Origin of the sequence: Thiocapsa rosea (assembly GCF_003634315.1) — a bacterium.
Lineage (GTDB): Bacteria > Pseudomonadota > Gammaproteobacteria > Chromatiales > Chromatiaceae > Thiocapsa > Thiocapsa rosea.
Genome location: NZ_RBXL01000001.1, coordinates 5,385,209 through 5,399,347 on the forward strand (window position 1 = coordinate 5,385,209; position 14,139 = coordinate 5,399,347).

11 protein-coding genes are annotated in these 14,139 nt (G+C 64.8%); all 11 read left to right on the top strand.

All coding sequences use genetic code 11. The annotated features are described in order from the left end of the window. Positions 1–136: 136 nt before the first annotated feature. The 11 genes from gnd (at position 137) to BDD21_RS24060 (ending at position 14,104) form a co-directional block, all read left to right on the top strand. On the top strand, positions 137–1,153 hold the full coding sequence (gene gnd, locus BDD21_RS24010; RefSeq protein WP_120799317.1) for a phosphogluconate dehydrogenase (NAD(+)-dependent, decarboxylating): 1,017 nt from the start codon (positions 137–139) through the stop codon (positions 1,151–1,153). A 22-nt stretch (positions 1,154–1,175) separates the two neighbouring features. Beyond that, complete coding sequence (zwf, locus tag BDD21_RS24015; RefSeq protein ID WP_120799318.1) at positions 1,176–2,555, top strand: glucose-6-phosphate dehydrogenase; 1,380 nt, start codon at positions 1,176–1,178, stop codon at positions 2,553–2,555. Positions 2,556–3,024: 469 nt separating this feature from the next. After that, complete coding sequence (gene fumC, locus BDD21_RS24020) at positions 3,025–4,482, top strand: class II fumarate hydratase (RefSeq protein ID WP_120799319.1); 1,458 nt, start codon at positions 3,025–3,027, stop codon at positions 4,480–4,482. Positions 4,483–4,658: 176 nt separating this feature from the next. After that, positions 4,659–6,449: an NAD-dependent malic enzyme gene (locus BDD21_RS24025; RefSeq protein ID WP_120799320.1), complete on the top strand. Its 1,791-nt coding sequence runs from the start codon at positions 4,659–4,661 to the stop codon at positions 6,447–6,449. A 122-nt stretch (positions 6,450–6,571) separates the two neighbouring features. Beyond that, positions 6,572–7,060 (top strand): heterodisulfide reductase-related iron-sulfur binding cluster, encoded by a 489-nt coding sequence (locus BDD21_RS24030; RefSeq protein ID WP_211335150.1) that lies wholly within the window; start codon positions 6,572–6,574, stop codon positions 7,058–7,060. Then, positions 7,012–7,851: a LutC/YkgG family protein gene (locus tag BDD21_RS24035; protein ID WP_211335151.1), complete on the top strand. Its 840-nt coding sequence runs from the start codon at positions 7,012–7,014 to the stop codon at positions 7,849–7,851. Before BDD21_RS24030 ends, BDD21_RS24035 begins: the two co-directional genes overlap by 49 nt. 168 nt (positions 7,852–8,019) lie before the next feature. Continuing rightward, complete coding sequence (gene poxB, locus BDD21_RS24040) at positions 8,020–9,738, top strand: ubiquinone-dependent pyruvate dehydrogenase (RefSeq protein WP_211335152.1); 1,719 nt, start codon at positions 8,020–8,022, stop codon at positions 9,736–9,738. 24 nt (positions 9,739–9,762) lie between these two features. Continuing rightward, the gene (locus BDD21_RS28385) at positions 9,763–10,383 is read left to right on the top strand and encodes a thiamine pyrophosphate-binding protein (RefSeq protein ID WP_211335153.1); all 621 of its coding nucleotides are present in this window, start codon (positions 9,763–9,765) and stop codon (positions 10,381–10,383) included. Between the two features lie 183 nt (positions 10,384–10,566). After that, positions 10,567–10,821, top strand: coding sequence for a sll1863 family stress response protein (locus BDD21_RS24050; RefSeq protein WP_120799322.1), 255 nt, complete (start codon positions 10,567–10,569; stop codon positions 10,819–10,821). A 46-nt stretch (positions 10,822–10,867) separates the two neighbouring features. Beyond that, positions 10,868–11,356, top strand: a complete 489-nt coding sequence (locus BDD21_RS24055) for a DUF1269 domain-containing protein (RefSeq protein WP_120799323.1) — start codon at positions 10,868–10,870, stop codon at positions 11,354–11,356. A gap of 84 nt (positions 11,357–11,440) precedes the next feature. After that, positions 11,441–14,104 (top strand): MGH1-like glycoside hydrolase domain-containing protein, encoded by a 2,664-nt coding sequence (locus tag BDD21_RS24060; protein WP_120799324.1) that lies wholly within the window; start codon positions 11,441–11,443, stop codon positions 14,102–14,104. The last annotated feature ends 35 nt before the right edge of the window (positions 14,105–14,139 follow it).

The window sequence follows — 14,139 nt, forward strand, 5'->3', positions numbered from 1 at the left end:
ACGCTTTCCTCGCATCGAGCCACCCACGGATCGCAATCCATCGCAACGCCGGTCGCGCTGAAGATTTCAGCGTTTCCAACCGGGTCAGTGACCCGACACATCAACGTCTCATTTGATCAATCAGAGGGGTAAAACGATGCAGCTCGGAATGATCGGCCTCGGCCGAATGGGCGCCAACATGGTGCGGCGGCTCATCGCAGGGGGACACGACTGTGTGGTGTTCGACCGCTCGCCGGATGCGGTGAATCAGTTGGTCGCCGAGCGTGCGACCGGGGCAAGCTCACTCGAAGATCTGGTGCAGAAACTGGAACAGCCCCGGGCCCTGTGGCTGATGGTCCCCGCCGCGGTGGTGGACGAGACGATCGATGCGCTGCTGCCGCACCTTGCGCCGGAGGATATCTTGATCGATGGCGGCAACTCCTATTACGTGGACGACATCCGTCGCGCTAAGGCGCTCTCGGCCCGGGGCATCCACTACGTCGATGTCGGAACGAGCGGCGGCGTCTGGGGCCTGGAGCGCGGCTACTGCATGATGATCGGTGGTGAGCCGGCGACGGTGAAGCACCTCGACCCGATCTTCGCCCGGCTTGCGCCGGGGATCGGCAACATCGACCGCACGCCGCACCGCGACCCGGCCAAGGGCACCGCCGAGCAGGGATACCTGCACTGCGGGCAGAACGGCGCTGGCCACTTCGTGAAGATGGTCCACAACGGCATCGAGTATGGGATCATGGCCGCTTACGCCGAGGGGCTCAACGTGCTCGCCGCCGCGAACGTCGGCAAGCAGACGCATGAGATCGATGCCGAGACGACACCGCTGCGCGACCCCGAGCATTACCGGTACGACCTCGACCTGGCGGACATTGCAGAGGTGTGGCGCCGCGGCAGCGTGATTGCGTCCTGGCTGCTCGATCTCACCGCAGGCGCGCTGAGCGAGGACCCCACGCTCGGCAAGTTCGCGGGGCGCGTGTCCGATTCCGGCGAAGGGCGCTGGACGATCAAGGCGGGCGTTGACGAGGGCGTGCCCACCCCGGTGCTGTCCGCAGCGCTGTACGAGCGTTTCAGCTCCCGCGGCAACGCCGAACTCCAGAACAAGCTGCTGTCGGCCATGCGCTACGAGTTCGGCGGACACAACGAGAAACCGTCGGCATAACCGTTACCTAAGCGAGGCAACCATGAGCGAGCTGCAATCCGATGCACTGGTCTTCTTCGGCGCCACCGGAGATCTCGCGTACAAGAAGATCTTCCCGGCGCTGCAGGCGATGGTGAAGCGCGGCACGCTGACGGTTCCGGTGATCGGCGTGGCGAAGGCCGGCTGGGACCTCGAACAGCTTAAGGCGCGCGCCAAGGCGAGTCTCGAGGAGCACGGCGGCGGGGCCGATCCGCAGGCCTTTCCCCGACTGATGGATCTGCTCGGATACGTGGATGGCGACTACGCCGACGCCGCGACCTTTCAGACCTTACGCCAACGGCTCGGCGACGCCCGGCGCCCCGCACACTACCTCGCGATCCCCCCGGTGCTGTTCGGGGCTGTGGTGGAGCAATTGGCGAAGGCCGGGTGCACGACCCCGGGCACCCGCGTCGTGGTCGAGAAGCCCTTCGGCCACGATCTGGACTCGGCGCGCGCACTGAACACGATCCTGCTGGCCACGTTCGACGAGGACCACATCTTCCGCATCGATCATTACCTGGGGAAGCGACCGGTCCACAATATGGTGTTCTTTCGGTTCACCAACCCGCTGCTCGAGTCGCTGTGGAGCCGCGAGCACGTCAAAAGCGTGCAGATCACCATGGCGGAAGACTTCGGCGTGCAGGGCCGCGGCGCCTTCTACGACCAGACCGGCACGATCCGCGACGTGGTGCAGAATCACCTGTTCCAGGTGCTCGCGAATCTGGCCATGGAGCCGCCGGCGCGCACCGACAGCGAGTCCATGCGCGACGAGAAGGTCAAGGTACTGAAGGCGATCCCACCCCTGACGGCGGCCGATCTGGTGCGCGGTCGGTTCCGCGGCTACCTCGACGAACCGGGTGTCGCCCCCGAGTCCACCACGGAGACCTTCGCGGCGCTGCGTCTCAAGATCGAAAACTGGCGCTGGGAAGGTGTGCCCTTCTTCATCCGCGCCGGCAAATCGCTCCCGGTCACTTGCACCGAGGTCGTTGCCCATCTGAAGCGGGCACCGCGGGTCTTCCCGGACTGCCGGCCTCACCGCAACTACTTCCGGTTCCGGATCTCCCCGGCCAACGAGATGGCGTTCGGACTCACGGTCATGGACGCCGAGGAGAAGGGTTTGGGACAAGCCACCGAGCTGCTGGCAAGCCGGCACGCGGAGGCGAACGAAATGGATGCCTACGAGCGTGTGCTGACCGACGCGATGAGCGGCGACCGGACCCTCTTCGCGCGGGAGGACTATGTGGAGGAAGCCTGGCGCATCGTCGATCCGGTGCTCACGGCGGGGACGCCGGTGCACGACTACGCGCCCGGCACCTGGGGTCCGCCAGAGACCGAGCAGGTCGCGCCACCGGAGGGCTGGGTCAACCCGGTGGTGGCCGGTTAAACCGCACCTCGCGCGGTATGCCATGCTTTTGGATGGGATCGGCCCCGGCGGACTTGACGAGCGTTGGAGTCGGCGCGGTTTAAGATATTAAAAAAATAACAAATTTTAAACCGCGTCTCACCGAGATCGAGGGCATCTCCGAAGCCAAACGCAACATGAAAATGACGCATGTCGCTCTGGACGCGGTTTAACGGCGCATCCCACCCCGGCTAGCCTTCTGTCTTGGGCCAACCTGGACGCTCAGGATGGCTTGGATTTCCTATGCGTCAGCCTCGTTGCCAATGGTCTCAATCACCAGCGCGAGAGCGATGACCTTGGGGATTTCAGGGGAATCTCACTCGGGATCCGGGGCAATCTTTGTCCTATATTGGACATAGACGCTCGACTCCGTTTTCTTGACCATTTTTAATCCTAAGGCCGAGCGACTCATCAGTTCGTCGCCGCGACATTCCACAATCGGATTTGCGCCATGCCAGATAGAGACAACACCCCGCAGATGAGGCCCATTCCAATCGGCATCGCTGCCGGCGGGGTGCGCCATGAAACCGACTCGATGGGCGGAATCGACGTGCCCGCGGATCGCTACTGGGGCGCACAGACCCAGCGGTCGCTGATCCATTTCTCGATCGGGGACGATCGGATGCCCAAGCCGGTCTATCACGCCTATGGCTATGTGAAGAAGGCGGCGGCGCAAGTGAATGCGTCGGCGGGCCGGCTGCCGGAGTGGAAGCGCGCGGCCATCGTCGCCGCCGCCGACGAGGTCATCGGCGGCGATCTGGACGATCACTTCCCACTCTATGTCTGGCAGACCGGATCGGGCACGCAATCGAACATGAACGTCAACGAGGTGATCTCGAACCGGGCGATCCAGTTGCTGGGGGGCGAGCTGGGCAGCAAGACGCCCGTGCACCCCAATGACGACGTCAACATGGGCCAGTCGTCCAACGACACCTTCCCCACCGCCATGCATATCGCCGCGGTGCTGGAGATGAACCGGGTGCTGATCCCGCGGGTGGCGGCGCTGAAGGACGCGCTGGACGCCAAGGCGCAGTCCTGGATGGATGTGGTCAAGACCGGGCGCACGCATCTGCAGGACGCCACGCCCCTGACCGTCGGTCAGGAGTGGTCGGGATACGTGGTGCAGCTAGAGGATGCCCTGGCGGGGCTGGAGGCATCGAAGGGGGGGCTCTACCGGCTCGCGGCCGGAGGCACGGCGGTGGGGACGGGGCTGAACGCACCGAAGGGCTTCAGCGCCGACATCGCGGCCGAGATCGCCCAGCTCACCGGCCTGCCCTTCGTGACCGCCCCCAACAAGTTTGCCGCCCAGGGCTCGCTCGATGCGATCGTGGCCGCCATGGGTGCGGTCCGGCTGCTGGCGGTGGCGCTGATGAAGATCGCCAACGACATGCGCTGGCTGGCCTCGGGGCCGCGCTGCGGGCTGGGCGAGTTGATCCTGCCGGCCAACGAGCCCGGCTCCTCGATCATGCCCGGCAAGGTCAACCCAACCCAATGCGAGGCCATGGTGATGGTCTGCATCCAGGTGATCGCCGAGGACACGGCCGTGGCCATCGCCGGCAGCCAGGGCAATTTCGAACTCAACGCCATGCGCCCGATCCTCATCAACAACATGCTGCATTCGATGCGCATCCTCGGTGACGCCTGCGAGAAATTCCGCACCTTCTCGGTCGAAGGCACCGAGCTGAACCGGGCGAAGATCGATGCGATGGTCAGCCAGTCGCTGATGCTGGTCACGGCACTGTCGCCGGTGATCGGCTATGACAAGGCGTCAAAGATCGCACACATGGCCAACGACGAAGGGACCACCCTGCGCGAGGCCGCGATCAAGTCCGGCTTCATCGACGCGGCGAAATTCGACGAGATCGTCAACCCGGCCAACATGGTGGGGGCCGGAGTGGGCGGCGCCTGAGCGGGTCCGGACCGGCCAGGACAACACGTATCACGCAGCAGCTCGCTTGAGCGGCAATCGGCCAACGCAGCAACCTTAAACCGCGCCGGCTCCGACAGTCGTCGGAGCCGGCGCGGCCAAGCCAATTCCACACACGACGCATACCGCACCGGGCGCGGTTTAATGAGGACAGCATCATGTTCAGCAGACTGGCAGAAGTGGTCCAGGATTCCGTTGGGCGCCGGATCCGCACCAAGGCGCGCGGTTATGAGGTTCTTCGCGACCCCGCGCTCAACAAGGGCACGGCCTTCACGGCGGCGGAGCGACAGGCGCTGGGCCTGAACGGGCTATTGCCCCCGGTCGTGACGACCGACATGGAGCCGCAACTGGAGCGCGCGCTGATGGCCTATCGCGCCGAGCCTACGGATTTGGACAAGCACATCTACATGTGGCGGCTGCACGACAACAACGCGACGCTCTTCTACGCGCTGCTGCAGCGGCACATGATCGAGATGCTGCCCGTCGTCTACGACCCCGTGGTGGGCGAGTCGATCGAGAAGTACAGCGAGGTGATGACCCGCCCGCGCGGCGTGTTCCTGAGCATCGACGCCCCCGAAGAGATCGAGGCGCGGCTGGCGGCCTTCGGCGCGGGGCCCGACGACATCGATCTACTGGTCGCCAGCGATGCCGAGGCGATCCTGGGCATCGGCGACTGGGGGTCGAACGGGATCGACATCTCGATCGGCAAGCTTGCGGTCTATACGGCGGCGGCCGGTGTGGACCCGCATCGGGTGGTCCCGGTCATTCTCGATGTCGGCACGGACAACGAAAAGCTGCTGAACGACCCGCTTTACGTGGGTTATCGTCACGGCCGCGTCCGCGGTCAGGCCTATGACGATTTCGTCGATGCCTACGTGGCGGCGGCACGGAAGCTCTTTCCGAAGGCCATGCTGCATTGGGAGGATTTCGGCTCGACGAATGCGCGGCGCATCCTGAATCGGCATCGCACCCACCTGCCCACCTTCAACGACGACATGCAGGGCACCGGGGCCATCGTGATGTCGGCGGCCCTGAATGCCGTGGCGCGCGCGGGCACCCCCTGGACGGAGCAGCGCGTGGTGGTGCTGGGTGCGGGCACGGCCGGGGTCGGGATCGCCGATCAGATCCGTGACCAGATGGTGCGCAAGGGCCTTTCGCAGGACGAGGCCACGCGCCGGGTCTGGCTTGTCGATCTGCCCGGCCTGCTGACCGCCGAGATGACCGACGGCCTGCTGGATTTCCAGCGCCCCTATGCACGGCCGATGGACGAGGTCGCAGGCCTGGCCCGCACGCCCTGCGAGGTCTCGGCCAGTGCCGCGGCGCGCTGGCCGGAAATGGCGGCCCTGCGCAGGGCCGAAGCCGCGAAGGGCGGCATCATCGATCTCGCGACGGTGGTGGCGGCGGTGAAGCCGACGATCTTGATCGGCACCTCGACCCAGCCACAGATGTTCACCGAGTCGATCGTGCGCGACATGGCCTCCCATGTCGCGCGGCCGATCATCTTTCCGCTGTCGAACCCCACCGTGCTGCACGAGGCGACGCCTGCGCAGTTGTTGGAATGGACGGACGGAAAGGTCTTGGTCGCCACCGGCGCGCCCTTCGATGACGTGGTTCAGGGCGGCGTGACCTACAAGATCGGCCAGGCCAACAACGCAGCCCTGTATCCCGGGCTGGGATTCGGCGTGATCGTCTCGCGGGCCTCGATGGTGAGCGACGAGATGCTGCTCGCGGCGGCCGAGGCAGTGGCCGGTCAGGCCACAGACGTCTCGCCCGGTGCCTCGCTGTTGCCCTCGAACGCCGATCTGCGGGTGACGTCGAGCGTGGTCGCCATCAATGTCGCACGCACGGCCGTCGAGCAGGGGCTCTCGAGCGTCGACATCGACGACATCACCGAAGCGGTGCGAACCGCAGAATGGTGGCCGGTCTACTGCCCCGTTGAAGCGATCTGACCCAAGGCAAGGCGTCCGGCACGGAACCCAAATGCGCAGGCCCTGAAGGCCTGCGCATCCCGCTGCGTCTTTCCGCTACGGCGCCATCAGCGGCCCCCCGCCAGAATTAGGAGACCCCTGCGGTGCGCGTCTCTCTCTTCGTCCCCTGCTATATCGACGTCTTCGAGCCGCAGGTCGGCATCGCCACGCTGGAGTTGCTGCGCCGCTTCGGCATCGACCCCACCTATCCGCTCGACCAGACCTGTTGCGGTCAGCCCATGGTGAACGCCGGCTGCCATGCCGAGGCCGCCGCGACCGAGGCGCATTTTGCCCGCACCTTCGCGGATTGCGACTATATCGTCGTCCCCTCGGGCTCCTGCGCGCATCAGGTGCGCTATCACATGACCTCGGTAGAACAGACCGAGGAGGTCCGCGCGGTTCGCGCGCGCACCTATGAGCTGGTGGAATTCCTGCACGATATCCTCAAGGTCGAGGCCTTCCCCTGGGCCGAATTTCCCCACAAGGTCAGCTATCACAACAACTGCAACGCCCTGCGGGGCATTGCCACGGCGCGGCTTCCGAGTTGCGCGAGGCGCCCTTTTCCAAGCCGCTCGACCTCCTGCGCAAGGTGAAGGGAATCGAGATCGTCGAAAAGGCGCGTCCCGACGAATGCTGCGGCTTCGGCGGCACCTTTTCGGTGTTCGAGCCCGCGGTCTCGGTCAAGATGGGGCATGACCTGGACGAAAGAGGGTCGCGACCTGCCGGATGCCCCGCCCGAGACCTTCCACAGCTGGTATCAGCGTACCCATGGCAAGACGGGGGTGGAATGATGACAGACGCGGCGATGTCGGCGCGAGAGCCCATCCTGGGCGCGTTGCGCAGCAACCGACCCGTGGGCGCGCATCCCCTGCCCGAACTACCGAATTTCCCGCTCGACGACGGGGGCGACCGCACCGGCTATTTCCTGGCGGCGCTGAAATCCATGGGCGGGAAAGTCTTCGACGGGCGGCCCGATGAGGTGCTGGGCGCGCGGTTTCCCGATGCAAAGCAGATCGCCTCCACCGTGCCCGAGGTGGCGGGCAATCGCGATCTGGCTGCGGTCGGCCATCCGCGCGACCTCGCCGATATCGATGTCGCCGTCACCCGCGCCCGGTTTGCGATTGCCGAGACCGGCACGGTGGCGCTGCCCGATGCGGTGCTCGGCGTGAATGCGGTGGCCTATCTGGCACAGCATCTCGTCGTCCTGGTCGACCCCGCCGAGATCCTGCTGACGGTGCAGGACGCCTATCGCCGCCCCGAGATGGCCGCCCACGCCTACCTGGCGTTTCACACCGGCCTCTCGGCCACGGCCGACATCGAAGGTGTGCTGATCCACGGTGCGCAGGGCGTGCGCTCGCTGACAGTCGTTCTGGCAAGTGGATAGGGCGCAGGGAGAAACGCGGGGCCGACCCGCGAGGAGTGGAACCGAGGCGCATGCCAAACCAGGAAGAGGCGTTGTGTCGTCTGTGGATCGGTCGGAAACGGGTGTGGTGGTGGGATGCGTACGGTCGTCTGGCCTGCGCATAGACAGTGTTTGGAGAGGAGACGCGTTGTGACGACTATCTCAAGGCTGATCGTGGAGACGCTGGCGGCGGCCGGAGTCGAGCGGATCTGGGGGGTGACGGGCGACAGCCTGAACAGTTTCGGCGATGCGCTGCGCCACAACGGAAAGATCGCCTTCATGCATGTCCGGCACGAAGAAGCCGGCGCCTTTGCCGCGGGTGCGGACGCCGCCGTCACCGGGCGGCTCGCGGTCTGTGCCGGCAGTTGCGGGCCGGGCAACCTGCACCTGATCAACGGTCTTTATGACTGCTACCGCAACCGCGTGCCGGTGCTGGCGATTGCCTCGCACATCCCCTCGACCGAGATCGGGCTGGGCTATTTCCAGGAAACCCATCCCACCCAGCTCTTCGCCGAGTGCAGCGATTTCTGCGAGCTTGTCACCAAGCCCGAACAGATGCCGGGCGTTCTGCACCGCGCGCTGCGTACGGCCATCAGCGGCAACACGGTTTCCGTGGTCGTGTTGCCGGGCGATGTGTCGCTTCTGCCCTTCGAAGGAGCGATCCCGCCTTTCGCGCCGCCGGCCCAGCCGCGGATTGTGCCCGCGCAGGACCAGCTGGACCAGGCCGCCCGTCTCCTCAATGCGTCCGACCGGATCACGATCCTGGCCGGCTCCGGCACGGCCGGGGCGCATGATGCGGTCGTCGCGCTCGCCGATGTGCTCAAGGCGCCCATCGTGCATGCGCTGCGCGGCAAGGAACACATGGAATGGGACAATCCTTTCGATGTCGGCATGACCGGGCTGATCGGGTTCTCCTCGGGCTATCACGCGATCAGGGACTGCGACACGCTGCTGATGCTGGGAACCGATTTCCCCTATCGGCATTTCTACCCCGAGCATGCGCAGGTCATCCAGGTGGACCGGATCGGCGGGCAGCTCGGCAAGCGGATCAACCTGACGCTGGGCATCCAGGCCGATGTGGCCGAGTTCGCCGACGCCATCCCGCCGCTTCTGCGTCCCGGGCGAGACGCCGCGTTTCTCGAAAAGGCGCGCAAGCACTACACCCATGCCCGCCGCGATCTGGATGAGCTGGCCACACCGCGCAAACACGGCGAGCCGCTGCACCCGCAGTTCGTCTCGCGCATGGTCGACGCGATCGCCGACGACGATGCCATCTTCACCGTCGATGTGGGCACCCCCACGATCTGGGCCGCACGCTATCTGAAGACCAACGGCAAGCGGCGGCTGCTGGGGTCGTTCAACCACGGCTCCATGGCCAATGCCATGCCCCAGGCCCTCGGCGCCCAGGCGGCCTATCCCGGCCGGCAGGTGATTTCCATGTCCGGTGACGGCGGGCTGTCGATGCTGTTCGGTGATCTCATCACGGCGGTGCAGCTGAAACTGCCGATCAAGATCCTGGTGCTGAACAACGGCACGCTGGGCTTCGTGGAGATGGAGCAGAAGGCCGCGGGCTACCTGCCTGAAAACGTCGGCCTCGAGAACCCGGACTTCGCCCGAGTCGCCACGGCCATCGGCTTGATGGGGATCCGGGTCGAAAGCTCGGAGGATCTGGAGGGCGCGCTGCGACAGGCCTTCGCCCATGACGGCCCGGCACTGGTGGACGTCGTCTCAAACCGCCAGGAGTTGTCGATGCCGCCCGCGATCGGGATCGAGCAAGCGAAGGGCTTCGCCCTCTACAGCCTGGACGCGATCCTGAACGGTCGGGGCGACGAACTGCTGCAACTCGGCCGATCCAACCTCTTCCGCTGAGATTAATGATCTTCAGGTGCATGCATGTCCACACCGACGATCCGCGATGTGACTTACCAACTGCTGCGCGAGTTGGGCTTGACGACGATCTTCGGCAATCCGGGCTCGACCGAGGAAACCTTCCTCAAGGATTTCCCGGCGGATTTCCGCTACGTGCTGACGCTGCACGAAGCCGCCGCCGTCGGCGCGGCCGACGGCGACGCGCAGGCCACCCGCCGGCCGGCGCTCGTCAACGTACACACTTCAGCCGGCCTCGCCAACGCGATGAGCAACATCCTGACCGCCTACCAGAACCGCACGCCGCTGATCGTCACCGCCGGCAATCAGACGCGCGACATGCTGCTGATGGAGCCCTGGCTGACGACTGATACCCCCGGCCTGGATTTCGTCGCGCTGGCGCAGGGCTACGGCGCGCACGACGATCTGCCGGAACGCGCTTCGGCACGGCTTGGGAGGAGATTGCAGGCCACGCCTGCTCGCGTCACTGCCCCAGGTCGGCCCGAACGACAGTGCCAGCCCCTCTCGGCGGCCGACGGCACGCTGCGCCGCAGACAGCGCATTTGGAGCCAAGATGAAAAACGCCGAACTCGACCGACTCGCCGACGAGACCCCGGATGTCCAAAATGGGACATAGATGGAAGATGAGGCTCATGGTACAAAAGTGGCGCAAAGTGAATGCCTGCCCAACTCATCCCGCCTCGGCATTCGAGACCGCCGCAACTCAATAAACCGACTGTGCTTGCAGCTGAATCAAGGAGACGCACGACCTTCATCTTTGGCTGTAGCTGTAACAGATTGCGGTGATCTATCCGTATCCGTTATCTCCGAATGGGAGCGGACATCGACAGACTGGAGGCCAAGGCCCGCGAGGCACACGCAGACATCAAGCTGCCGTACAGCAAGTCACTGAAGCAGATGCGCAGCACGCGCCATGAGGCCATGGCCCGCTATGGGGAGCTGCAGGAGGCGACGGCTGGCGTCTGGGACTCGATGGCCAAAGGCACCGCGCAAGCCTGGAATACCCGGGTCTCGGCCTTCGCTGAGGCGCGCGCAACGTTCAAGAACGGCAAGAAGAAGTGTTGACCTGCAAGACTCTGGCATTAACGATCCACTGTTATGAGGCAATCTTATGGCAACTCTAACCGTTTGGAAATTCGATTCCGTTACTGGTGCGAATGATGCTTTGACCAAGCTGCAGAGCCTGCAAAAGCAGCACCTGATCGAGGTCTCCGATGCCGCCATTGTTGAATGGCCGCAAGGCAAGAAAAGGCCGAAGACCAGGCAAGTGACGAACCTGACCGGGGCAGGAGCACTCAACGGCGCCTTCTGGGGCATGCTGTTCGGGTTGCTGTTTTTCGTTCCGTTCTTTGGTTTAGCGGTCGGTGCAGCGATGGGGGCTTTGGCTGGCCATTTTAGCGATTACGGCATCGACGATGATTTCATCAAGTCAGTTCGTGATCAGATCACGGAAGGGACATCGGGCCTGTTTTTGCTCACCGGACACGTGACGCTGGACAAGGTCGAGGACGAGCTCAAGGGCCACATCGGCACGCTCATCAAATCCAACCTGACCAACGAGCAAGAGGCAAAGTTGCGAGAGGGATTTGGCGAGGAATAGGCGCAGGTCAATCCAGCCACGCTCCGTCGTCATACTCGCTGCGCGGACGGCCCGAGCGCCGCAGACCGCGCATTTGGAGCCAAGATGAACAACGCGGAGCGCGATCGACTTGCCGACGAGACCCCGGATCATCCGAGCGACTGGAAGGTGCTCGGTCCTTACCTCAGCGAACGCGCGTGGGGGACGGTGCGCGAGGACTATAGCGCGGACGGCAACGCCTGGGCCTACTTCCCCCACGACCACGCCCGCTCCCGGGCCTATCGCTGGAGCGAGGACGGGCTCGCCGGGATCTGCGATCGTGACCAGCACCTGTGCTTTGCGCTGGCCTTCTGGAACCGTCGGGACGCCTTCCTCAAGGAACGCCTGTTCGGGCTGAGTGGACCCGAAGGCAACCATGGCGAGGACGTGAAGGAGTATTGGTGGTACCTGGACGGGGCGCCGACGGCCTCCTGGCTCGCCTGGCGCTACCACTATCCGCAGTCCGCGTTTCCCTACGAGCAGCTAAGGGACGAAGCCGCGCGCCGCGGTCGCCATGACCCCGAGTTCGAGCTCGGCGACACCGGGGTCTTCGACGATGGACGCTATTGGCAGATCGTCGTCGAATACGCGAAGGCGACCCCGTTCGATCTGTGCATTCGCATCAAGGTCCGCAATGCCGGGCCCGATCCGGCTGAGATCGACATCCTGCCGACGCTCTGGTTTCGCAACCGCTGGTCATGGGGTCAGGGCGATGAGCGACCCTTGCTCGCCGCCGGGGCCGCCGCCGCGGGCCTTGCCGGCGTGACGGCTGACGATCCGGTCATCGGGCGATGGAACCTGGCCGCCGGCGCCGGCCCCGACGGCAACCTCCCCGAGCCGCTCTTCTGCGAGAACGAGACCAATACCGCGCGTCTCTTCGGCAGTGCCGACAGTCCGCCCTACCCCAAGGACGGCATCAACGATCATATCGTCGCGGGCGCCGCAACCGTCAATCCGGACCGGCGCGGGACCAAGATGGCCTTTCGCTACCCGCTTCACGTCGGTGCCGGGGAGTCGGTCGAGCTGCGCCTACGACTCTCGCGCGACGCGGCAGAGGATGCCCTGGATCTCGGCACCGGGTTCACGGACACCATGACGGCGCGCCGTCGCGAGGCGGACGCCTATTACGACATGCTACGGCCGCAGGACGCCACCGAGGAGGAGGCCGCAGTCATGCGCCAGGCCTTCGCCGGAATGATCTGGAGCCAGCAGTTCTACCACTTCGACGTCGCACGCTGGCTCGCCGGCGATCCCTCGCAACCGGCGCCGCCGGAGACGCGACACACCGGTCGCAACGCGGGTTGGCAGCATCTGGACGCCCACGATGTCATCGCCATGCCCGACAAATGGGAGTACCCCTGGTTTGCGGCCTGGGATTTGGCGTTTCACTGCGTCGTTCTCGCCCACATCGATCCGGCCGCGGCCAAGCACCAGCTCCTGCTCCTCGGCCGCGCCTGGTACATGCATCCCAACGGACAACTCCCCGCCTACGAATGGGCCTTCGGGGACGTCAACCCCCCGGTTCAGGCTTGGGCGGCGCTGGCGGTGTTTCGCATCGACGGCGGCACCGATTTCAACTTCCTCGGGCGCATGTTCCATAAGCTCCTGTTGAACTTCACCTGGTGGGTCAATCGCAAAGACGCGATCGGCGATAATGTGTTCGAGGGCGGGTTCCTGGGTCTCGACAACATCGAGCCATTCGACCGCTCCGCGACCCTGCCGGGCGGCGGCCTGCTGGAGCAATCCGACGGCACGGCCTGGATGGCAAAATACTCCCTCAATATGCTCGAGATGGCATTGCGTCTCGCCAATCACGACGCGTCCTACGAGGATATCGCGCTCAAGTTCTTCGAGCATTTCGCAGCGATCGCCGTGGCGATGGGGGAGCTGTGGGACGAGCAGGACGGGTTCTTCTATGACCGCCTGCGCAAGCCGGACGGCACGGTTGCGACCATCCGTTCACGCTCGATGGTCGGTCTGCTGCCGATCTTCGCCGCCGTCGAGCTCCCGGCTTCGCTCTGGAAGCGTCTTCCCACCTTCCGCAAGCGGGCACGCTGGTTCATCGACAACAAACCCGAGCTGACCGCTTTCCTGCGTTATTTCAGGACGGGGCGCTTCCCCGAGCTGATCTGTCTGGTCGACGAGGATCGGCTTAAGCGCGTGCTGGCGCCGATGCTTGACGAGGCCGAGTTTCTCTCGCCTTATGGGCTTCGCTCGCTCTCGCGCTTTCACCGCGAGCATCCGCTCGTCCTGCAGATGGATGGGGCCGAGCTGCGTCTGGATTACGAGCCCGGTGAATCCCAAACGGCGTTGTTCGGCGGCAACTCCAATTGGCGAGGGCCGATCTGGTTTCCACTGAACTTTCTCGCCATCGAATCGCTGCGGCATCTGCACCGATGCCTCGGGGAGCGCGTCCGGGTCGAGCTGCCGACCGGCTCGGGTCGGCTGGCGCATCTCGGCGAGGTGGCCGACGAGATCGAGCGCCGTCTGCTCGGTATTTTCGTGCGCGACACCAATGGTGAACGACCGGTCTTCGGGGCCAGAAAGCCGTTTCGCGGTGATCCGCAGTGGAACGATCGGATCCTCTTCTACGAATACTTCCATGGCGAGACCGGCGAAGGCCTGGGTGCTTCGCACCAGTGCGGGTGGACGGCATTGATCGCCGCAAACATCGTGGGCCGCAAAGTGCGCCTTTCGTCAGACTCGCCCGAAGTGTCGCAGTCTGGGTGAAAGCCGAGTTCATGAGGCGATGCGCGCATTCGCCG

Excerpts from the sequence above, each read along its gene's own strand:
- BDD21_RS24060 (WP_120799324.1), top strand. The coding sequence starts at position 11,441 with ATGAACAACGCGGAGCGCGATCGACTTGCCGACGAGACCCCGGATCAT.
- BDD21_RS28385 (WP_211335153.1), top strand. The coding sequence starts at position 9,763 with ATGTCCACACCGACGATCCGCGATGTGACTTACCAACTGCTGCGCGAG.
- fumC (WP_120799319.1), top strand. The coding sequence starts at position 3,025 with ATGCCAGATAGAGACAACACCCCGCAGATGAGGCCCATTCCAATCGGC.
- BDD21_RS24050 (WP_120799322.1), top strand. The coding sequence starts at position 10,567 with ATGGGAGCGGACATCGACAGACTGGAGGCCAAGGCCCGCGAGGCACAC.
- gnd (WP_120799317.1), top strand. The coding sequence starts at position 137 with ATGCAGCTCGGAATGATCGGCCTCGGCCGAATGGGCGCCAACATGGTG.
- BDD21_RS24055 (WP_120799323.1), top strand. The coding sequence starts at position 10,868 with ATGGCAACTCTAACCGTTTGGAAATTCGATTCCGTTACTGGTGCGAAT.
- BDD21_RS24025 (WP_120799320.1), top strand. The coding sequence starts at position 4,659 with ATGTTCAGCAGACTGGCAGAAGTGGTCCAGGATTCCGTTGGGCGCCGG.
- zwf (WP_120799318.1), top strand. The coding sequence starts at position 1,176 with ATGAGCGAGCTGCAATCCGATGCACTGGTCTTCTTCGGCGCCACCGGA.